20 protein-coding genes are annotated in these 20,956 nt (G+C 46.5%); 7 read left to right on the top strand and 13 right to left on the bottom strand.

Annotated features, from left to right (window positions below; translation table 11 throughout):
• Positions 1–102 precede the first annotated feature (102 nt).
• Positions 103–684, top strand: a complete 582-nt coding sequence (locus LSG37_RS10680; protein ID WP_233079862.1) for a lysozyme inhibitor LprI family protein — start codon at positions 103–105, stop codon at positions 682–684.
• A 37-nt stretch (positions 685–721) separates the two neighbouring features.
• Here LSG37_RS10680 and LSG37_RS10675 read toward each other — a convergent pair whose 3' ends face one another.
• The 7 genes from LSG37_RS10675 to LSG37_RS10645 form a co-directional block, all read right to left on the bottom strand.
• Positions 722–2,089, bottom strand: coding sequence for an MASE4 domain-containing protein (locus LSG37_RS10675; RefSeq protein ID WP_233079861.1), 1,368 nt, complete (start codon positions 2,087–2,089; stop codon positions 722–724).
• A 112-nt stretch (positions 2,090–2,201) separates the two neighbouring features.
• Positions 2,202–2,501 carry a PilZ domain-containing protein gene (locus LSG37_RS10670; RefSeq protein WP_233079860.1) on the bottom strand — a complete coding sequence of 100 codons (300 nt, stop codon included), beginning with the start codon at positions 2,499–2,501 and terminating at the stop codon, positions 2,202–2,204.
• Positions 2,502–2,635: 134 nt separating this feature from the next.
• Positions 2,636–3,022 carry a response regulator gene (locus LSG37_RS10665; RefSeq protein ID WP_233079859.1) on the bottom strand — a complete coding sequence of 129 codons (387 nt, stop codon included), beginning with the start codon at positions 3,020–3,022 and terminating at the stop codon, positions 2,636–2,638.
• A 109-nt stretch (positions 3,023–3,131) separates the two neighbouring features.
• Positions 3,132–7,052 carry an ATP-dependent RNA helicase HrpA gene (gene hrpA, locus LSG37_RS10660; RefSeq protein ID WP_436286418.1) on the bottom strand — a complete coding sequence of 1,307 codons (3,921 nt, stop codon included), beginning with the start codon at positions 7,050–7,052 and terminating at the stop codon, positions 3,132–3,134.
• Positions 7,053–7,148: 96 nt separating this feature from the next.
• A complete protein-coding gene (locus LSG37_RS10655; RefSeq protein ID WP_233079857.1) occupies positions 7,149–7,568 on the bottom strand; it encodes a CBS domain-containing protein in 420 nt (139 codons plus the stop codon).
• A 55-nt stretch (positions 7,569–7,623) separates the two neighbouring features.
• The gene (locus LSG37_RS10650) at positions 7,624–8,649 is read right to left on the bottom strand and encodes an isoaspartyl peptidase/L-asparaginase family protein (protein ID WP_233079856.1); all 1,026 of its coding nucleotides are present in this window, start codon (positions 8,647–8,649) and stop codon (positions 7,624–7,626) included.
• Positions 8,650–8,746: 97 nt separating this feature from the next.
• Positions 8,747–9,703, bottom strand: a complete 957-nt coding sequence (locus LSG37_RS10645) for an endonuclease (protein WP_233079855.1) — start codon at positions 9,701–9,703, stop codon at positions 8,747–8,749.
• Between the two features lie 329 nt (positions 9,704–10,032).
• On the opposite strand from LSG37_RS10645, the gene LSG37_RS10640 reads away from it, so the two are divergent.
• A complete protein-coding gene (locus LSG37_RS10640; RefSeq protein WP_233079854.1) occupies positions 10,033–11,664 on the top strand; it encodes a response regulator in 1,632 nt (543 codons plus the stop codon).
• Positions 11,665–11,695: 31 nt separating this feature from the next.
• On the opposite strand, the gene LSG37_RS10635 is transcribed toward LSG37_RS10640, so the two are convergent.
• Positions 11,696–12,190: a DUF1543 domain-containing protein gene (locus LSG37_RS10635; RefSeq protein ID WP_233079853.1), complete on the bottom strand. Its 495-nt coding sequence runs from the start codon at positions 12,188–12,190 to the stop codon at positions 11,696–11,698.
• A gap of 12 nt (positions 12,191–12,202) precedes the next feature.
• A complete protein-coding gene (locus tag LSG37_RS10630; protein WP_233079852.1) occupies positions 12,203–12,799 on the bottom strand; it encodes a nucleoside deaminase in 597 nt (198 codons plus the stop codon).
• A 250-nt stretch (positions 12,800–13,049) separates the two neighbouring features.
• Between LSG37_RS10630 and LSG37_RS10625 the strand changes: the two genes are divergently transcribed.
• The 5 genes from LSG37_RS10625 to LSG37_RS10605 all read left to right on the top strand — a co-directional run bounded on the left by LSG37_RS10625 (position 13,050) and on the right by LSG37_RS10605 (position 17,456).
• Entirely contained in the window at positions 13,050–13,919 is an 870-nt protein-coding gene (locus LSG37_RS10625) for an SDR family NAD(P)-dependent oxidoreductase (RefSeq protein ID WP_233079851.1), read from the top strand.
• A 147-nt stretch (positions 13,920–14,066) separates the two neighbouring features.
• Positions 14,067–15,527 (top strand): exodeoxyribonuclease I, encoded by a 1,461-nt coding sequence (gene sbcB, locus LSG37_RS10620; RefSeq protein ID WP_233079850.1) that lies wholly within the window; start codon positions 14,067–14,069, stop codon positions 15,525–15,527.
• A gap of 238 nt (positions 15,528–15,765) precedes the next feature.
• Positions 15,766–16,782 carry a hypothetical protein gene (locus LSG37_RS10615; RefSeq protein WP_233079849.1) on the top strand — a complete coding sequence of 339 codons (1,017 nt, stop codon included), beginning with the start codon at positions 15,766–15,768 and terminating at the stop codon, positions 16,780–16,782.
• 111 nt (positions 16,783–16,893) lie between these two features.
• A complete protein-coding gene (locus LSG37_RS10610) occupies positions 16,894–17,139 on the top strand; it encodes a type II toxin-antitoxin system CcdA family antitoxin (RefSeq protein WP_233079848.1) in 246 nt (81 codons plus the stop codon).
• Complete coding sequence (locus LSG37_RS10605; protein ID WP_233079847.1) at positions 17,139–17,456, top strand: CcdB family protein; 318 nt, start codon at positions 17,139–17,141, stop codon at positions 17,454–17,456. Before LSG37_RS10610 ends, LSG37_RS10605 begins: the two co-directional genes overlap by 1 nt.
• Positions 17,457–17,636: 180 nt before the next feature.
• On the opposite strand, the gene LSG37_RS10600 is transcribed toward LSG37_RS10605, so the two are convergent.
• The 4 genes from LSG37_RS10600 to LSG37_RS10585 all read right to left on the bottom strand — a co-directional run bounded on the left by LSG37_RS10600 (position 17,637) and on the right by LSG37_RS10585 (position 20,676).
• Positions 17,637–18,716: a serine hydrolase domain-containing protein gene (locus LSG37_RS10600; protein ID WP_233079846.1), complete on the bottom strand. Its 1,080-nt coding sequence runs from the start codon at positions 18,714–18,716 to the stop codon at positions 17,637–17,639.
• A gap of 93 nt (positions 18,717–18,809) precedes the next feature.
• Positions 18,810–19,028 carry a DUF6500 family protein gene (locus tag LSG37_RS10595; RefSeq protein WP_233079845.1) on the bottom strand — a complete coding sequence of 73 codons (219 nt, stop codon included), beginning with the start codon at positions 19,026–19,028 and terminating at the stop codon, positions 18,810–18,812.
• Between the two features lie 110 nt (positions 19,029–19,138).
• Positions 19,139–19,396 (bottom strand): hypothetical protein, encoded by a 258-nt coding sequence (locus LSG37_RS10590; protein WP_233079844.1) that lies wholly within the window; start codon positions 19,394–19,396, stop codon positions 19,139–19,141.
• Positions 19,397–19,530: 134 nt separating this feature from the next.
• The gene (locus tag LSG37_RS10585; RefSeq protein WP_233079843.1) at positions 19,531–20,676 is read right to left on the bottom strand and encodes an alpha/beta hydrolase family protein; all 1,146 of its coding nucleotides are present in this window, start codon (positions 20,674–20,676) and stop codon (positions 19,531–19,533) included.
• Positions 20,677–20,956: the final 280 nt, after the last annotated feature.

Below are 20,956 nucleotides of genomic sequence, written 5' to 3'. Positions count from 1 at the left end.
CTGCAGAGATAAATAATCATTGTCCAATTTGTCTATCACTCAGCTTGAAATTTCCCACTTTCCCTGACACTGTTAACACAGCAAATTCAAAAGGATAGGAAGATGAAACTTTCACTTATCGTAACCATGCTACTCGCCACAGCTCAACTTCAGGCGGCCGCAGCAGACAACCAAATCAATTGTCAGGCCAAAGATCAAGGCACTATAGATAAACTGATTTGCTCAGACCCGGAACTGCTGGAACAAGATCAACAACTGGCTGAGGTGTATCAGCAGGCTTTGGCAAAAGCAGTTAATGAAAAACCGCCTATGTTAAAAACTGAGCAGCGCGGTTGGGTCAAAGGTAAAGCCGAGTGCTGGAAACAAGACGACAAAAGGGCTTGTGCTGCAGAGCTTTATACCTTGCGTATTGCCGAGTTACAGGCGCGTTATGAACTGGTACCCATGAGTAAAAGGCTGCTGCTTAGTTGTGGTAATAATCCGGCCAATGAAATTTCAGTGCGTTATTACCCCACCACCACACCAGCAACCTTAATTGCGGATTATGGTGATCAGGTATCTTTAATGTATCAACAGGCCGATCAGACTTATGTAGGTCGTAATGAAAAGCTGTCGGAGCAAAACGAAGTTTTTACTGTGCAGTGGGGTTATGAGGCGCCTTTACAAAGCTGTATCGCCAAGTAGCATCCTTAGGCGATACATAGGTAATCCAAAGCGTAGTTTAATTGTCATGGGGCGCAGCTTTAACGCAGTTGCGGCCCGCAGCCTTTGCCTGATACAAGGCTTTGTCTGCAGCTATCAGTAAACTTTGTGCTCTGTCTTCATTATGCTGCAACACAGCCAAGCCTATGCTGGCAGTCACACTGAGCCGTTGTCCCTGATAGTCAATATGGGTCTGGCTGATATTCTGAAGCAGTTGCTCAGCAACTTTTCTGCCGCCTTCTGCATCAGTGTAAGGCAACACGACCACAAACTCTTCGCCGCCATAACGGGCTATAAAATCTGCAGGTCTGTGTAAGCTTTGTTCCAGTTGCTGTGCCACTGCAATCAGACAACTATCGCCTGCCAGATGGCCATAACGATCGTTAAAAGCTTTAAAGTGGTCAACGTCCAATACCAATAAACATAGCGGTTCGCTGTATCTTTTTGCATGTTCGATAAGTGATTCCAGCTGTGATTCCAGATAACGCCGGTTAAATAACCCCGTTAAGGTGTCTCTGACACTTTGTTGATACAACAGCTCGTTTGTTCGTTGTGTACTGATATAAAGCCTATTTACTTCCCACAGCAAAGCGCCAAGCAATACCATGGATGAAACACAGCTGCTGATCCTGGCTGCATACCAGCCTAAGCTAAAGCGGGAGCCAGCGAATAAAGTTAAGGTGACATCAATTAAGCTGGCCAGAAGCGCAACACTCAACCAGACATAAAGTACGTTGTTGCTGCGAGCGCGCCAAACCATGCAACACAAAGCCAGAGCATTCAGTCCCCACACCAGAAGTGCATAAGGGCTGTGCAATAATTGCTGATAACTGTTATTTGCAATCAGTGCAGGCAATAAATGACTACCCCAGGTGGCAAACAAGGCAAGACTGAGACTAAAACAGAGCGGGAACAGCACTAACCCAAGCAACCAGAGTTTCAAATCTTTGTAATCCACCTGGTCAATCTTGATAACACGCTCAGCAAAACAAGCAAACAGCATCAAGGCCGGAAACAATGCATGCCAAAATACCCAAATCCAGACTGCGCTTTGTGATCCCGCACTCAACAAACCTGTTGGCGTAAACACACCAGGAAAAACCAACTGCTGCACCATGACCAAAGGAATTAACGATAAATAAGCAGTGGCGACGAATCCCGGAAATAGTTTTCTACGTGTGGCAAATTGCGATAACAACAAATAAGCTGTAATACCTTCGAGTATTACGACTGCTGTGCCATAGGCTGGTAAAAATGGAGCTACAGAGGGCAATGTAAGACTAAGAAAAGGGGAGATAGCTGTAGCAACCAGCAATAACAGAGCAGAGACTAAATAGGCAGCACGTCGATGGGCTTGTTGCGATATAACGGGAGCAATGTCTGACACAACAACCTACGACTTTAAAAGAGATGTCTTGGCACGGACTATAAAAAAATAACCGACTATTTACCAGAACAATTCTGGCTCTTCCCGGTTTAGGCCCAAGAAAACCAGAGGATTAATTCAGTTCTATGATCTGCACACCCAGCTGATAGCAATCTTCCTGCTCCTGAGCGCAGCGCATCACTTTAGCGTGGGCCGATAAAGGCGGGAAACTGGGGTTGGAACTTTCCATTTTGATGTAGAGCATAATGCCCATTTCCAGAGGTTCATCTATTTCCAGCGACATGCCGGTGGCGCTTAAATCGCGGCAAATGGCGTTAATTATCCGTCCTGATTCAGGATCGTTAATCATTAACTGCACCTGAGCGTTCACCATCATTCGGTAGTAGTTGCGTTTATCGCTGTGGCCTAACATAAACTTTTACTGCCTCCCCTGTGTAGATGAAGCCCTAGCTGCTTTGCCGCAACTCCACTTACTTTGGGTGTTAGTTTTTTAAATGATATCTTTTATAGATCGGCCACAAGCCGCTGTAAAGACTTTTATTCAGCTTACTTATGCAAATGACTGCAGAGTAAATCATCCACCAGCATCTGAATATGTTTGGCGCTGATAGGTTTACTGACAAAAGCGTCGGCTCCGGCATCCAGCGCTATCATTTCATCGCGTGGAGTATCCAGGCCCGACATCATCAAAATAGGGATATGGCCAGTTTCAGGGGCATTTTTTAACAGCCGGCAGGTGTCCAACCCATCTAAACCCGGCATACAGATATCCATCATCACCAGATCAGGTTGTTGTTGCAGTACCAGCTGTAAAGCTTCAACTCCACTTTTGGCATAAGACAGTTGGTAAAAAGGTGACAAAGCCAGTTCGAGCAGGCGAAACATAAAGTCTTCGTCGTCCACTATCATGACTTTTTTTGGCTTCAGTTCCATTGTCTGCATCCTTGAGTCTCCATTCCAACGCATCGATGCGTTTCACTTAAGTGTATGGCCTATTTAGCGATTTGCCAAAAAACAGCCAAATATTTTCTAAAAATTTACTTTACTTTAACTCTGCAACGGCCTGCAAAATACGTTTTACCGAGACAGGATAAGGTGTTCCTAAAGTTTGAGCATGTAACGACACTTTAAGTTCCTCCAGCATCCAGCGTATCGCCAGCACCGGCTCCGGAATACTGCGGCCGGCAAATTTCCCCAGTAAATTCTGATAGGCGTCTGCTGCTTTTTGGTATTCGTGTGACATTAATCTGTCGCGGTTTGGATCCACAGGCAGTTTTTCCTGACGTTTTTGCAGCGCCTGTAAATAACGCAAAATAGCATCCAAACGCGTCGCACCATGAGTGCTGACAAAGCCCTTAAACAATAAAGAGTCGAGATGTTGCTTGATTTCCCCCTGACCTTGCACATGTTTTAACTCAACTTTACCTTTGAGCTTTTTCTGAATTTCATGGCCCAGGGTTAAAATTTGCTCCACTTTCAGCGCGATACGCAGCACTGTTTCACCCAGCTCTGCGCGGATTTTCTCTTTCACCGCGGTAAAATCCGCTTCGGTTTCAGGCCAGGGCTGCTCGCTGATCAGTTGGTCAACACCAGCAGCGATACAATCGTCTATCAGCTCCAGCACTTTGCCAAAAGGATTAAAATACAAACCCAGCTTGGCCTTGTTGGGCAAGGATTCCTGCAGGTATTTGACAGGCGATGGCACGTTTAAAAGCACTAAACGGCGCAGGCCCAGTTTACTTTGTTCAGCGGCTTGTTCGGCGTTATCCAACAGCTTAATAGCTACCGAATCTTTGTTATCCACCAAAGCCGGATAGGCTTTGATTTGATAACCGGCCTGCATTTTGATGTATTCACGCGGCAACTGACCAAAAGACCATTGGGTGAGTTTGTCCTGCTCTATGCCCCGCTCTGCCACCTGACTTAAACTCTGTTGTACCTTGCCTTGCAACTCTTGTTTTAACAGCGCCAAAGAGCGGCCTTGTTTCAGGGTGTTGCCTTTGTCATCCACTATCTTAAAGTTAAACTTCAGATGAGTTTCAATGCCAGAAAGCTCCCAGGCATCGTCCGGAATAGTCACACCCGACATCCGCTTTAATCTGTTGCTGACCACATCCAGCAAAGGCCCGTCTTCGGGTTTAATGCTTTGCAATAAGGCATCGGCGTAATTTGGCGCTGGCACAAAGTTACGTCTGTATTGTTTGGGCAGGCATTTAATCAACGCTACCAGTAAATCGTGTCGCAAGCCTGGAATTAACCAGTCAAAACCCTGCTCTTCCAGCTGATTTAATAACGACAAAGGCACCACCAGACTGACGCCATCGTCCGGTGCACCCGGTGAAAAATGATAATCCAAAGGTAAAGTTAAATTGCCCTGACGCCAAAATTCGGGGAATTTATCGGCCGTGACTTCTGAGGCGTCGCGTTTATACAGCTGCTCTAAATCCAGATGCAGCAACTTGGCATCTTTGGCTTTGGCCTCTTTCCACCATTTGGCAAAATCCACTCTGTTGTTGGCCCAGAGCGGAATTTTTTCAGCATAAAACGCAGCTAAGGTCTCTTCATCCACCAGAATATCGCGGCGGCGGGCTTTTTCTTCCAGCTCTGTGACTTGCTCAATCAGCTTTTGGTTATGGGCTAAAAAGCTTTCGTTCAGGCCTAAATCCTGCTCCACCAAAGCACTGCGGATAAAAATGTTGTGACAAGTGGCAGGGTCTATTTTACTGTACAGCACAGGGCGTTTGCCGACAATGATCAAGCCATACAAAGACACCTGTTCATAAGCCACCACTGCACCTTTTTTCTTTTCCCAATGTGGTTCACTGTAACTGCGGGTGACTAAATGCATAGCCGCAGGTTCAACCCATTCAGGCTCAATTTTGGCCACAGCACGGGCATACAGCTTGGAGGTTTCCACCAGTTCAGCCGCCATCACCCATTTAGGTTTACGTTTAAATAAGCTGCTGCCAGGGAAGACAAAAAAGCGGCTTTGACGCGGGCCCATATAATCGGCGTCGCTGTCGCGGCTACCGATTTGGCCTAATAAACCTGTTAATAAAGCGCTGTGGATTTGCTCGTAGGATGCAACCTGCGAATTCAGGCTCCATTGCTGCTCGGTACAAATTTGGCTTAACTGGCCAAATAAATCCTGCCATTCGCGCACACGCAGGTAATTGAGCAGCTCTTGTTTACATAAACGGCGGAACTGGTTGTTGGTCAGCTCGTCCTGCTTCTCTTGCAGATAAGCCCAGAGTTTGAGCCAGGCACTGAAATCTGAATCAGGATCGGCAAAACGACCATGCAATTCATCGGCTTTTTGCTGTTTATCCAGCGGACGTTCGCGTGGGTCCTGAATAGACAAAGCTGAGACAATTACCAGCACTTCCTGCAAACAGCTGTGCTCTGTCGCCGCAAATACCATACGGGCTAAACGAGGATCGACGGGTAAACGGCTGATTTGCCGTCCTAAGTCGGTCATTTGCAAACTATGGCTATTGGACTGAGGCTTCACAGCCCCCAGCTCTTCCAACAGCTTAATACCGTCGTTAATAAAACGACTGTCTGGCCGCTCTAAAAAAGGGAAAGCCTGAATATCGCCTAAACCCAACGCCAGCATTTGTAAAATAACAGAAGCTAAGTTGGTGCGCAGGATCTCCGGATCGGTAAATTCTGGTCTGCCATTAAAATCTTCTTCGCTGTATAACCGAATACAGATACCAGCAGCGACGCGGCCACAACGGCCTTTACGCTGATTGGCGCTGGCCTGACTGACGGCTTCAATTGGCAGCTGTTGTACTTTAGATCTGTAGCTGTAACGCGAAATACGCACTGTGCCAGGGTCTATCACATAACGAATACCCGGCACTGTTAACGAGGTTTCAGCCACGTTAGTCGACAAAACTATGCGCCGTCCTACGCCAGTCTGGAAAATCCGATTTTGCTCGGCCGCACTTAAACGGGCATACAGCGGCAGTATTTCGGTATGAGGCAGTTTTAACTTTTCCAGCGCATCTGCTGTGTCACGAATTTCACGCTCACCGTTTAGGAAAATCAGAATATCGCCCGGTGGCTCACGATACAGCTCTTCCACTGCATCAAAGATAGATTGCAGTTGATCGGCATCTTTATCGTCGTTTTCTGCCAAAGGCCGGTAGCGGGTTTCGACCGGATAAGTACGGCCTGAGACTTCGATAATAGGCGCATCAAAAAAATGTTTGGAAAAACGCTCTGGATCTATAGTGGCCGAGGTGATAATGACTTTTAAATCAGGGCGGCGTGGTAACAGCTGCTTTAAATAACCCAATAAAAAGTCGATATTTAAACTGCGCTCGTGCGCTTCATCGATGATGATGGTGTCGTATTGATTTAAAAATCTATCCTGCTGAATTTCCGCCAGCAGCACACCGTCTGTCATCAGTTTGACTAAAGTAGTGGGTGCTGTGTGATCGCCAAAACGGATTTTATAACCCACCTGCTGCCCTACAGGGCATTTCAGCTCTTCAGCCAAGCGTGCAGAGACACTACGGGCTGCTAAACGACGTGGCTGGGTATGGCCTATCATACCAGCCACACCACGGCCTAACTCTAAACAGATTTTTGGAATTTGGGTGGTTTTACCCGAGCCTGTTTCACCGGCAATAATCACCACCTGATGTTTGGCAATAGCGGCTTTAATATCGTCTTTTTTGCCTACAACAGGCAGCTCAGCCGGGTATTCAATAGTCGGCATTGCGGCGAGACGCTGAGCGCGTAGTTGCATAGAAGTGGCGATTTTTACCGACAGCTGCTGCATTAACTGCTGCTGTTTGTTTTCATCCTGTTGTTTTTTAATACCCTGCAAGGTCTGGCGAAAACGGTGCTGATCTTTAGATAATGAATTGGGAATGGCTTTAGCAAGCGCGGCAACAGAAATTTCAGCGTCGTTGGTAGTACTAGCAGCTTTAACAGTAGAGTCGGTCAACACAAGGCCCTCAAGAGATAGGGGCGACATGCTACCAAGTTCAGGGGCTTGAGATCCAGTAAAAGCACCGCTTAAAACGGTGCATTTCCTGGAAATACGTCAACTGACTGCTTTGTAATGGGAGTGCAGTTCTAAGTCTATAGCTCTTAGTACATCGGTTCTGCTAATCACGCCCAGCAGATAACCGTCATCATCCACCACAGGGTACACCTTAGGTTTGGCCATCAGCATGGTTTGAGCTAAATCTACAATGCCGTGGTAAGACTTTACCGTCAGCACTTCTCTGCGCATCACATCTTTAACTGAAGCTGCCTGCTGCAAATGATAAGTACCAGATAACATTCTGGACAAGCAATCCTGTTCAGAGACAAAACCAATGACCTTTTTTTCTTTGTTGATCACAGGCCCGCCGAGTTGTTCTGCGAGGATCAGTTTATTGACCGCCTCTTCCACTGACATCTCTTCGGTAAAGGTCACAGGGTGACGATTCATATGATCGGATATTTTTAATAAGTCCATAAGCCCCTCAAAAGTGTCGTATTTTCCTAGCAGCTTAAGCTTAGACCAGCGCAAGCTACTTGGCTGAACTCTCTTTAAAAATTTCAGTAATTGTGGCTTCGCCTTCGGTTTTTTTGGCTCTGTACATGCCCTCGGTATTAAAGCTCCAGCCTACTTTACCTTTGTGGTCAATCAGGATCACGCCACCAGTACCACCGACTTTGGCTAATTCTTGCTGTATCACTTGGTCGGCCGCTTTATCAGCACTGATGCCCTGATATTTCACCCTGGCACATATATCTGAAGCCACACGGTAGCGGATAAAAAACTCACCATGACCAGTGGCAGAAACCGCACAGCTGGCATTGTCCGCAAAGTTACCTGCGCCAATAATAGGCGCATCACCAATACGGCCATAACGTTTGGCTGTCATGCCGCCAGTAGAAGTAGCAGCAGTTAACAAACCACTGCGATCCATAGCCACAGCGCCTACAGTGCCCATATTCCATTCAGCTTGCCATGGTGCATTTAAACGGTAGTTTTGTGCCTGATGTGGCACTTTTTGCATACTTTGTTTGGCTTTTTTTAAAGCCTCGTAACGAAACTCTGTATCAAAATAGGAGTTTTCAACCAGCTCCAGCCCTTGCTCTTTGGCAAACTGCTCAGCACCAGCACCAGAGAGCATCACATGCTCAGATTTTTCCATTACAGCGCGGGCTAATAACACAGGGTTTTTCACATGAGTTAAACCCGAAGCTGCACCAGCCATCAGGTTATCGCCACGCATAATGGAGGCATCCAGTTCATGCCCCTCATCATAGGTATACACAGCGCCTTTACCTGCATTAAAAAGCGGAGAGTCTTCCATAATCAGCACAGCTGCTGTCACGGCATCTACACTGCTGCCGCCTTTTTCCAGCACGGCATAGCCTGTATCCACCGCATGTTTTAAGGTGGCGTGATAGGCCTGCTCCTGAGCATCTGTCATCTGGCTTTTATTGATGGTACCGGCACCACCGTGTATGACTATAGCTATTGGTTGTGTGGCAAAAGCCAGAGCAGAAAAGCAGCTTAAAGCTAAAAAAGACATGGTGCGGCGCATAAAAAATCCCTGATCAATAAACTTATTACTCAAGGTTGTACCGCGAACTACCTCAGCGATGCAAGTTGCTCTGCGTTGGTTTTGCCAGAATAAGGGTTCAGTCTTCAGCGCCTATCGAAGCTTCAGCACCGCAATTACCAGCTCTTTTAAAGCCTGCATTTAGCGCTTGTTGTTCTGTTTCAAACCATTGCTGATTGCGCTCTGACACCTGACGATAGCCGCTGCAATGACTTAAGTGATACAACTTGCTGCGTTTATTGCCCAGCACCTGACCTGAGGCTTGCTCGGTCTGAACCGGTGCTACTGCCGCAATTTGACTGGCCTGAGCTTGTTTATTCAGGCCAAAACCCGAGGCTTTGTAATTCAGCTGCCAGACTTTTTTTCCTGTGACAAAGTCATTGCCATGACCCATATGCTGAGCAATACGTTGCTGCAGCTTCAGTTCTGTGTCATCGACAGGGTCCTGCTGATGCCAGGCCATAAAAAGCTGCTGCTGGGCTTTTGATAAATGAATGTTGTATTTGTCGGCCATGTAAAAATGAATACGGGCTATATCGCCGCGAATTTGTGGTCTTGGTTCAACCTGCCGACTTTTAAAGTCGACTTTCACTTCACAGGAACCATATTGTGGCGCTTGAGGTGGCAACATAGCAAAACGGTAATGCGCTCTGTCACCGTTTACTTCGCCTATTGCAGGTTTGAGGTTAAATAAATCGGCTTCCATTTGTTTAAACAAACTATCTGTTTTGCCACATTGCTCACGCCCGCCGTTTTTCCAACAAGTCAAAGGGGAACCAAATTGCTGGGCTGGCATCACATGCTCCCATTCAATGCGGCTGGCGCGTGGGCCATTTTTCCGAATTTGATAACCACAGGCGTTCAGATCAGGAATGCCTTTACCTGCTTGCCAACGGATATCGCATCCACAATAAAACTCTTGTTTTTCAGGTGCATAGATACGGCTGGCTAGTTTTTTGGCGGAATCAAAGTTAGCAGGGGCAGCAGCCACGGCCCAAACAACAACAAAAGCAAAAGAAAATATGAATTTAAACAAAGAGGTACAACCTTAAACTGCCTACAGAACGGTTTTATTATGCCACAAGTACGAACCGAGCAAATCAGACATTTAAGTTCTGATATAAGTAATCAGCTGACCATCTTCGTATATCTTTTCTTCAGTACAAAAATAATTCATTTTGTGATGCTTCAGGCTAAGGTGATGAGTTATAGGATCTTTCTGCTATCTTTAAACTGAAGCAGCTATTAATGCCAATTAACATATAAAAAACATACTTTACAAAAGCATTTTGGCTATTTAGTATGCGGCCCATGATTTCGTCGCTATAAATCAGCAGCTAAACGCATAATAAGAGTTAAAACGCTATGGACCAGTCATTTTTTCGTTGTAAAAAAGTCTTGGTCATTGATGACTGTGCGCCCGTTCGGGCCACCGTAAAAGGAATGTTACAACAAATGGGGTTTGAGGCTATTCATGTAGCCAAAGACGCAGGCGAAGCTATGCATAAGTGCATAGAAATGCCCTTTGATTTTATTTTGTGTGACTTCAATCTCGGTGATTGCAAAGATGGTTATCAGTTATTTGAAGCACTGAAAAAACAACAACTACTGGCCCCACTCTGCTGCTTTATTGTCATTAGCGCCGAAGCTCAAAGCCAGATTGTTCACGGGGTGATTGAACTGCAACCCGATGACTATTTGCTGAAACCTTTCACCGCGCCGGCTTTAGAAGAGCGCATATGCAGAGCCATCAGGCACCGAATTGAATTACGTAAAGTATTTTTCCGCCTGTTTGAGCAAGACTATGCCGAAGCCTCCCGTGAATGTGATTTAGTGATCCGAACCAAACCCGATTACGCACTGCAAGCCATGCGATTAAAAGGCGAACTGCTGCTGAAATTAGGCCAGTACGATAAAGCAGAAGTGTTTTACCAAAAAGTTTTACAACAAAAAGCTTACAGCTGGGCACGTCTGGGGCATGCCTTAAGCTGTTTTTATCTGGAACGCTGGGAAGATACCGAGCTGGAACTAGCTGATTTGACTCAGTTTGGTGAGACCAAAGTGGAAGCCTTGGATTGGTTATCCAGGTTGTACGTGCGTCATGGGCGCTATCAACAGGCCTTTGAAACCCTGACAAAAGCTGCAACCTTGTCACCCAAAAATGTCAGCCGACAAAAGACTTTAAGTAATTTATGCGTCATTTTGGGTCATACCGATATCGCAGCCCGTATTGCCGGAAAAATAGTTCAGGGAGCCCGCCACTCTGTTGACGATACCGCTGACAATTATCTGAACCATGCCCGCGCTTTGGTGGATCAAGCCAAAGGCGCATCAGTGATGGATAAAGCTGTCATTCTGCAAAATGCAGGCAAATTATTAGACGCTTTGCATAAACGTTTTAACGTCGATGCTTTGAAGCGGGAAACAGTGATCTTACGCAGCCGTATGAGCAGTTGTCGTGGCGCCATCAAAGAAGGTCGCGAACTGATGCAACAAATTCAGGATTTACCGCTGGATGATCTGACCATCGACAGCTGTATGGATGCTGCAAAAGCTTATTTTGAACTGGGTGATTTGTATTCCAGCCAGCTTTGCATCGACCGTCTAAAAACCATGTTGTATGACGATGATTTCCTGACTGAAACCCAGCGCATTATGCTGCAACTGGAACAAGACAAACACGAAAGCTTAAAGCTGCAGATCAAACAAATTAATACCGAAGCCTCAGATGCCTACCGTATGGGCCAGTATGGCCGTGCCGTAATGCTGTTTTGTGAAACCTTCGACTTTATGCCAACCAATCCGGTGATAGCGCTAAATTTGTTGCAGGCGATGAGCAAAAGCGCAGGCGTAACAGGTGAAACCATCAACTACGCACGCAACGCCGCTCGTGTGCTTCGGCAAAATCAGCTGGAAAAAAGCGAACAGGATCGCTTTGAAAAGTACGTGACAACCTTAAAGAAAACCCAGCCGGGCTTGTCTTCGGTGCAGTTGTAAAAGGTCGGAGCTTTAGCTCTGACCTTGCTGATTACCCCAAAATAATATAATCCGACTGATAGACGGTTTCTTTGTGCTCACCCGGGACCAGCCGCACATAGCGACCACATACCTGATCAATAGCGATGCAATCGTCAACATCCACCACTGCATCGGTGTGAGGTTTATCCCAGATTTTAGGCAGGTAAGCTTTGCCCTTTTGTTTGGCTTCGGCTTTGTCTTGGGCTGTGACCAGCAAATAATGATGATCTTCACCAAAAGTGCCTGGCGTATAGCCGCCTAAATTAATAAAAAACAACCGCAGTTCATCGGCAGCCGGAGCCAGATCGGTAAAATGCAACTGATAACCTTCGACCCCATCGACCTGCATCCAGGAATCGATATGCATACCCGCCATAGTGCCAAACCATTGCTCGCGTAACTGCGGATAACAGTCTTCAATGCTATCGCCAGTCACAAAAGCTACATCGTGCACTTCAATTTTTGCTTTGGGGTGTTTGCCACCTAACATCACTACAAATAACATTAAAAAATCCTTTTAATCCCGGCCGTTATAAATGCGGCCCCCGGAATTTTTATAATAATCCAGCACGGCTTTAGCGTCACTGCGTTTAAATTGGCGTACCACTTCCATACCGGCATTTTCTAAATACTGATACGACTGTTCAAATACCGGGCCTTCGTCAAAACCTATAGCACGCGCATCTTCAGCAGCTCCGGCACAGACCATACGATTGACACCACTCCACAGCACTGCGCCCATACACATAGCGCAAGGCTCGCAAGATGTGAAAAGTTCTCGACCACTGTCTGTGGCCAAAGTAAAAGTACCCAGCGCTTTTTCGGCCATCATAATAGCCACTGTTTCACCATGTAAGGTCGAATTGGTTAAAGGCACCACACGGTTCACCCCAACGCCTAACAGCTGACCTGATGAGCGGTCAAAAATAGCAGTACCAAAAGGACCACCAGTGCCACGTTCAACGTTTTGTTTTGATAACTCAATGGCTAACGCCATTTTTTCGTCATCGTTATTATAGGTTTTGTGCCAGTCGACAAAAGCTGCCACCCAGTCTGGTAATTCCACAGTCACAGCACTACCCGGCTGGCTGACAAAACCAATACGTTCGTTCATTATTTTTCCTGTCGCGTCTTGTCGCGAATCATCGCTAAAAATTGGGCCGACTTTTTACCTTTATATCAGCTGAGCTACAAGTAAAAAATCACTTAATGCCAATTTTTTGTGAAAAACCGAGTTTCCATTACAAGTCTGCAGAAACAGGCAATAGTGCTCAACTTTCGTTCTACCGTTCCAGTGCCAAAGGCTGCCAAGCTACACCTATAGCGAATCAGCGCTAAGAAACACACTGAACGGGAGCAATTTTATGTCTACTCTGAATTTGAATTCAACAGCTGAAATACAAACAAAAGTCTGGTTTATCACGGGCGCAAACCGGGGTATAGGTGCTGAAATTGCGAAAGCTGCATTGGCTGCTGGGGACTCTGTCGTAGTCACAGGCCGCAATGTAGAACAGCTAACACAAAAATTTAGTTATTCAGACAAAGCTTTGGCTTTAGCTCTGGATGTAACAGACATGGCTCAGGCTCTGGAAGCAGTAGAGGCAACTCTCAAACATTTTGGCCGTATTGACGTACTGGTGAATAACGCAGGCTACGGCCAGTTAGGTGTATTTGAGGAAATTCCACAAGCTGATGTAGAACGTCAGTTTGCCACTAATGTATTTGGTCTGATGAATGTCACTCGCGCTGTATTACCCCTGATGCGCGCGCAGCGCAGTGGCCGCATCTTCAACCTGTCCTCTATTGGCGGTGCTTTAGGTTTTGATGCTGCTTCTGTCTATTGTGCCACTAAGTTTGCTGTAGAGGGTTTTACTGAATCTTTGGCGCTTGAAGTCAAAGGCCTGGGCATAGAAGTGAATATTGTTGAGCCAGGTTTCTTTCGCACTGACTTTCTCGACAGCAGCTCAGTGCAGTATGGTACTGAAAAAGTAGCGGATTATCAGGACTACTCCACAGCGCTGGAGCAGGCTTACAGCAAAGTCAGTCATCAACAAGCGGGCGATCCGGCCAAACTGGGTCAGGTGCTGGTACAACTGGCAAAGACTGACATCCTGCCGCTGCGATATGCCGCAGGGTCTGACGCTATAGACTATTTAACGACAGCCTATCAGCGCCGCTTGCAGGAATTGAACGACTATCAGGCCTTATCTATGTCGACAGATCTAGATGCTTAACCCAGGCGGACCATGCCTTTTTGCATGGTCCTTTTATTAACGAAGCCCCGGCAGTTTTTTTAAAAAGCCAGATCCCACAATCGACGCCTATTCCAGCCAGTGCTACACTGCCCGCTCTTTGTTTTCGCATTTATGGATGCCACTGATTTGAGCCAACCATCGACACCACTGGCACCACCACAGGCCAGCTTTTATTTTTATGACTTTGAGACCTGGGGCGCGGATCCAAAAAAAGACCGTCCGGCGCAGTTTGGTGGTATTCGCACAGATTTAGATTTAAACCCTATTGGCGAACCCGATATGTGGTATTGCCAGTTGGCGAACGATTATTTGCCTCATCCGGTCGCTGCGCTGATCACTGGCCTGACGCCACAGCTCTGTAATCAAAAAGGTTTGCCTGAAACCGAATTCTGCCGCCGTATTTTAGAGCGTTTCAGCCAGCCGAACACTTGTGTGCTTGGGTACAACAGCTTACGTTTTGATGATGAAGTCACGCGTTACAGCCTGCACCGTAACTTCTACGAGCCTTATGGCCGCGAATGGCAACAAGGCAATAGCAGATGGGATTTAATCGACATCGTACGCGCCTGTTATGCGCTGCGCCCTGAAGGTATTGTCTGGCCAGAAAAAGCTGATGGCAGCCCCAGCTTTAAATTAGAAGAGTTAACCAAAGCCAATGGTTTATCGCATCAACGAGCGCATGATGCCTTGTCTGATGTATACGCCACTATCGCCATTGCCAAACTGGTGAAAGAAAAACAACCGAAGTTATTTCAGTACCTGCTGGATTTACGTAAAAAAACTGAAGTCAGTAAGTTGTTTGATTTAGTCAATTTAACGCCGCTGGTGCATGTGTCGGGTCGCTTCCCTGCTATTCAGGGTTGTGTCAGTTGGATAGTGCCTTTAGCGCCGCATCCAACTAATAAAAACGCCGTGATTTGCTACAACCTGCAAGCCGATCCTAAACCTTTGCTGGAGCTGGATTTAGCCTCTTTGCAGCAACTTTTGTATACCAAAACCGCTGATTTAGATGAAGACCAAGAGCGGCTTGGCTTAAAGCTGATTCATATCAATAAGTGCCCTGTGTTGTCCCCGGCCAAAACCTTGTCAGAGCAACGCGCTGCAGATTTAGGCATAGACAGAGCCGCTTGCCTTAAGCATCTGGATTGGCTACGGCAAAACCGCTCAGCTATTCAGCCTAAGGTGATGGAGCTGTATCAGTTGCCAACAGACTACAGTGTAGAAACCAACCCGGATTATCAGCTTTATAACGGTTTTGTCTCCAACGAAGATAAACAGCGGATGGAACAGCTGCACCAAATGAGCGCCGATCAACTGGCGTCCAACCCTGTGCTTTTTAGCGAAGACCGACTCAATCAACTGCTGTTTTTATACCGCGCCCGCAACTACCCACAAAGCCTGACCGATCAGGAGCAACAACGCTGGCAACGATATCGCAGCGACAAGCTGACACACGGTCTGGATAAACCTAATTTAACCTTTGAAGAATTTGGTTTGGCACTGGAAAATCTGGCGCATGAAGCAGGCGATGACGTGAAAAAAATGAATATCCTCAAGGCGTTATTTCAGTACGCTCAGAGTTTATAAACCGTTATTCATTGATACTACCGTCAGGCGAAAACGTAGGGGCGACCTTTAGGGTCGCCCGTCTATTCATATAAATCTGTATTGCCCGAAATAGTTAAACCAACAAAGCCGCAGTGTCGAACACAACAGTTACAGTTTTTTTGTTCAGCTGCCAGTCAGCTCTCTATGTTTCAGATCAGACTTCTGTTAGCCTGCGCACATTAATTAACCAATGTGGTTGTTGGGTGCGGAGCCTGTAATGAAGTTGTGGTCAAAAATCAAAGTGATGTTGTGTAGTTTGTTATTAACAGGTTGTATAGCGCCAGCCTTATTAATGACCTCGCAGGCCCAGCTTCTTGGTGAACTATTGCGCCCTTTGGTGGGTTTTAACCCGCTGGATGTGAACCTGTTTGAAAACCCGTTGATCCGCGACCCTATGGTGGCCTTAATGGGTGAAAGTAATTACCGCACCGCAGTCACTTTATTAAATACCGCGACCGCCATACAGCAACAAGGCCCGTTGTTTTTTGTGGTATCAGAACACTCACCTTTGCCTCATCTGGCCGAAAAAGCAGGTTTTGTCTGGAACTCCGATCACAACCAAATGGCTATTTTATTAGTGTCGGGCGGCAAAACCGAGATTTTCCATCAGGTTGTTGAAGGCGCTGCCGGCAAAGTCATACCCAGTTGGCCAAAAGAGCTGGTCGACTACACCAGCCCTGAAAAATTAAAACAAAAAGCTGTGGCCGCAGCGGCAGGAAAAATAGGCCAGGGCTTGGGCTTGTCTGAAGAACAAACTGGTTTTGTTGAAACAGGTTTAGCAGGCGGTTCAGTGCAAAATGCGCTGGAAGAAAACCTGAAGCAAAAAGCCATGGATCCGCTGGAAGAAATCAGACAAAAAGTGGAAGAAGGCAAAGCCGATCTGTTAAGTCAGCCAAAACAACGTTTTACCGAAATGAAACAAGAAGCCATGCTGACTGAAGAAGATATGTTTAAGCAATTTACCGGCAAATCAGCAGAAGAATTAAAAGCAGCGAAACAATACGCTGAAGAGGCCAAAGCCCGGGCTGACGCCAATCAGAAAAAACCTTTCACCACCATCAAAGACAAAGCCACTTTAGAAAAAGAAGCCAAACAATGGGCCAAAGATAAAGCCAATAAAAAAGTAGACGAAACCCGCGCCCCGGCTGACGAATTACTGAATGAGCTAACCGAAGAAGTAAAACAAAAAACCACCCTGCCCGTGCCGGAGAAGAAAAAGGATGGTGGGGACTAGGTTTTTGTGTGAGTCAAGAAAAGTAACCAAACTCAGACCTATTGATTACTTGTTCAGCAGTTTGGTTAAGCCTATACTGAATGCGCATTCGACATACGCATAGGTAATTTTATGAAAGCAACTTTCAGCTCACAAGCCCCAAAAAAAGCAACCAACCTTAGCTTAAACAGCGAATTGTTGGCTGAAGCGAAACGGCTGAATATCAATCTGTCTGCGACTATGGAAAAAGCTCTGGAACTGGAAGTCAGTCAACGATTAAAAGCAGAGTGGCTTGAACAAAATTCTGACGCTATCGCTGCCTGTAATGAGCTTACAGAAAAACATGGCTTGTTCTCTGACTCATTTCGGGCATTTTAATGTCACAATTCACGCTCTACCAAAACAATGATGCAAGCACTGCCAAAACCTACCCTTATTTTATTGATGTGCAAAGTGATTTACTTGAGTCCCTGAATACCCGTCTTGTTGTGCCACTGACACCATTGGCTCTGATGGATAAAAAGACTCCTCAGCACCTATGCCCAAGAATTCACTTAGACACAGGAGATTTTGTAATTCTGACTCACCAGATGACCAGCCTCCCAACAAAGCTGTTGATAAACCCTGTGACCAACTTACAAGCATTCAGAGATGAGATAATTGCCGCTATTGATTTCCTGATCACTGGAATATAAACAAAGGTTTTCGAGTCACAGCCTTTGGGTCATACATTGTATCTTGTCTCATTTTATGAAGACCTGCCTCAAAGTTGCTTGCTAAGCAACGCTGCCACGGGCCTTGCCTGCTAAGCTCGCCACTAATGACGCCAGTTTAAATGAACTAAATATTGGGGTCTCAACTTTGTCATGCTACAGCTATTTCGGCACTATCAACGTCTGGACCGAGTCGACGAGCGTACTCGACCAGACACCATCTTTATTACCGTTCGTCAGATAGATAACGATGTAATGATCATTGAGATCCTTATCGAACAGGATGCGCCCCCTCACCTTGGTACCACCGTCGTGGCCAACCTGATGCCAGCGACCTGACGTACCATAGTCCCAACCTGTTGCAAAGGAGCCAAGATTACCGTTAGCGAACTGATAGGGCTGCCAAAAGCGCTTTAGCCCTGCCTTTGAAACAACACGTCCATGCGCTATGGCGGACATGAATTTGCCTGCATCGTCCAGTGTCATGTAAGCACCTCCGTGCGCGATGCTATAATCCGGCCATGCGATCGACAGATCAGGCACAAGCTTGCCCTCCTTCGCCCTGTAGCTTTCAACAAGGCGAGCCTTGGGAACATCGGCGAGCTTAAGCCACGTCTCCTGAAGGTCTAGCGCTTCAATGATCCGCTGGCGCACCAGTGTGCGGTATGGCGTCCGCGTGACAGACTCAAGGACAGCAGCTATCACCAGGTTGTTGGTATTGGTGTAGCGCGTTCGCTCCCCCGGTGCAGATACAGGCACATCTTTTAAGGTCGCAAAAACGGCTTCCACGCTGGGCGGAAACGGCCGCGAAAAATCATTACTGTCGAAATATTCAGGCACGCCCGAGACATGGTTTAGAAACTGATCGATACGGATAGTACGCCAGGACTGCGGCAAATTGCCGACATAACGGGAGGCTGGATCAGAAATATCAAGCTTCCCTTCCTCCTGTAATTGCATAACGAGGGTGATAGCGAATAGTTTGCTGACTGAGTAGACAGGGAAAACCGTCTTCGGCGTGACCAATGTGCTGCCATCGATCGCTGTAGTGCCAGTGGCATTGCGGTACAGAATATCCTTGTTGTGAAGCTCAAGCACGGCCTGTCCGGGAATTCCATGTTTTTGTTCATTAATGCGCAGTTGATTATCAACAGCGGCATGGATATCGACAGCTGAAGTCTGTGCCCAAGCGGCACATGCGAAAAATAAATGTAGCGAGGCAAACAGACTAAAAATTTTCATTTTGTATCCGACTTAAACGGGGCAACATAAACCGAAAAGGCTTGAGCTCAAAGTGATTGAAAGCTATCACCTGACGGTGTTTGGCTGGCATAGCTAAACACCAGATAGCACCATATTTTTGATTTTACTGGCTTTTTCAAAATGATCTAATTTATGAACTTCAATCCACCATGTGGCAGCTTCCATAAGAACCTCGGGCTGATCGTTCTTGTTTTTAAAAAACGCATAAAAGGATAGACCCACATCAGCTCCCTTCTTATCAATTTTCTGATCACAAACTTCAATGATCTTTTTCCTAAGTTGTTCTCTCACGTCAATATTTCTTTATGAGTTTTGGGCACCTAACAACCCGCACTATGGCGGACAAATAAGCGCGCAGCGTTTTTGTCCCAGCGACCAACGGAACTTATTACTGCCTCTGGTTATCTGTTTTGTTGCTTGTTTAGCTTTGATTGTCTTTTTGTAAGCTGGGCCACTTTTATAGCTTCCCATACCGCTATAGCACCGCCAACAGCAAGAATGGTATAGCAATTGTTGAGATCGTTGAGGAACGGGTGAAACGCATTGCCCTTTGCGCCAAAGGCGCCATACAAGCCAAGTCCAACCAATATCATGCCAGGTGCACCAATGATTTGGGTCCTTATCAATTCTTTTCTAATGCTATTTAATTCTTCTTCCATTCCATTTCTCGCTTAGTTTTTGCTATCAACACATAACACCGCCGTTACGCGGCCTTGTTATGCGCCAGGCTTCTGACACTCCGTTTAAGCGATATCAGCATCCCGCCCGACCACCTCAGAACACCCTGACGATATCAATTGGACGAACGGCTTTCCAAAACGGTTTCTAAAAGCCATTTTAGTTGCACATCGTAATATCCGTCACTCTTTCGAGGACTGTTCATATTCTGCATTTCGCGAATGCTTCCAGTCTCAGAAACATGGAGGTTATGATCAGCATCTTCAAATGATGCGATTAACAGCGAAGCTTTCGGGTTCTGCCCGATGGTAGTTTGGTAAAGTTTGGAGGTCTTGCGCCAATCAACATTCAAATCCCGCTCACCGAATATCGCTAACGTGTCGACTTCCAGAGAAGCCAGCATAGCTTCAAAGTTCTCGATAAAGACGTAGGAGCACATGTCGTCATCGATATTCGCACAGGTGCCGGCATTGCAGCCTAGTTGTTGCGCTTCATACTGTGCGCGGCTTTGCCATTCGCCGCGCATTTGCTTGATGTACTCATTCGCGCGTAGCTGTTGAGTGGCGATCTGATAAAGATCATAGCTCCCGCCAGTGCGAAAGATATTACATCCAGCGCGCCATTCTTGCGCCAACTTTTCAGCTTGCTCAACAGTCTCACCTTCATGAGGTAAATTTGACAACAGTAAATAAGAAAAATTATCTTCTGCAGTCGTACCGCTAACCGATATCCAGAAATTGATATTTGAATCCTGTGACAACGCAATGGGCGCGATCCAGCCGGCACGGCTGATACCCCAAATACCGATTCGATCGGATCCAGGAGCGTTGACCTGACGAAGATAGCTCGCCGCATCCAGTACTTCCTCAGCACTGCTAAACACGGATTGGTTAATATCGAACGCACCTTCGCTTTGCCCCTGGCCGGGTTTATCCCAGACTGCTGTGGCAATACCGATATCATTAAATCGCTGACGCAGATCAGCATAAGAGTTCCGTCCACGGATATCTGACCCACCGTAGCCATGTACGAATATGATTAACGCCTCGCTCACTTTTTTGGCAGGAGTGTCGAAGATACCGGATAAAGTCAGACCGTTAGAGTCAAATGTGAAATCCATGGTAGTGCCTGGTGTAAAACGGACTTCTGGTGTTGTCTTCTCTTGTTCTTGCTCAATGGTGCAGGCACTAAGGGCAATTACAATAACGGCAATCATCATGTTCCTCACAGTCTTTTCTCCTCGTGTATCGATCAACTCCATCCAAAATTTATCCTGATGCGATTATGATTTCGCCTCAATTTACGTAGCTGCTCCTGCCTTGCGGCATAACCCTTGGTTAAGGGGCGGGCTTTAGCCCGTCCCAGTGAGCGAAGCGAACGGTTTGAACCAGTTGTTAGACACGATGGCAATAGCATTATGTTAACTCTCTAGAGGTTTGGCCGTAGTGATATATCAAATGATTCTTGGTCTATATTATTGTTCTGATATTGTACCCGTGCTGAGTAATTTCCTGCAGGGATAAGGATTACATTGCACCCAT

The organism is Rheinheimera soli (genome assembly GCF_021290985.1).
Taxonomy (GTDB): domain Bacteria; phylum Pseudomonadota; class Gammaproteobacteria; order Enterobacterales; family Alteromonadaceae; genus Pararheinheimera; species Pararheinheimera soli.
This window is presented reverse-complemented; position numbering and strand designations above follow the sequence as displayed.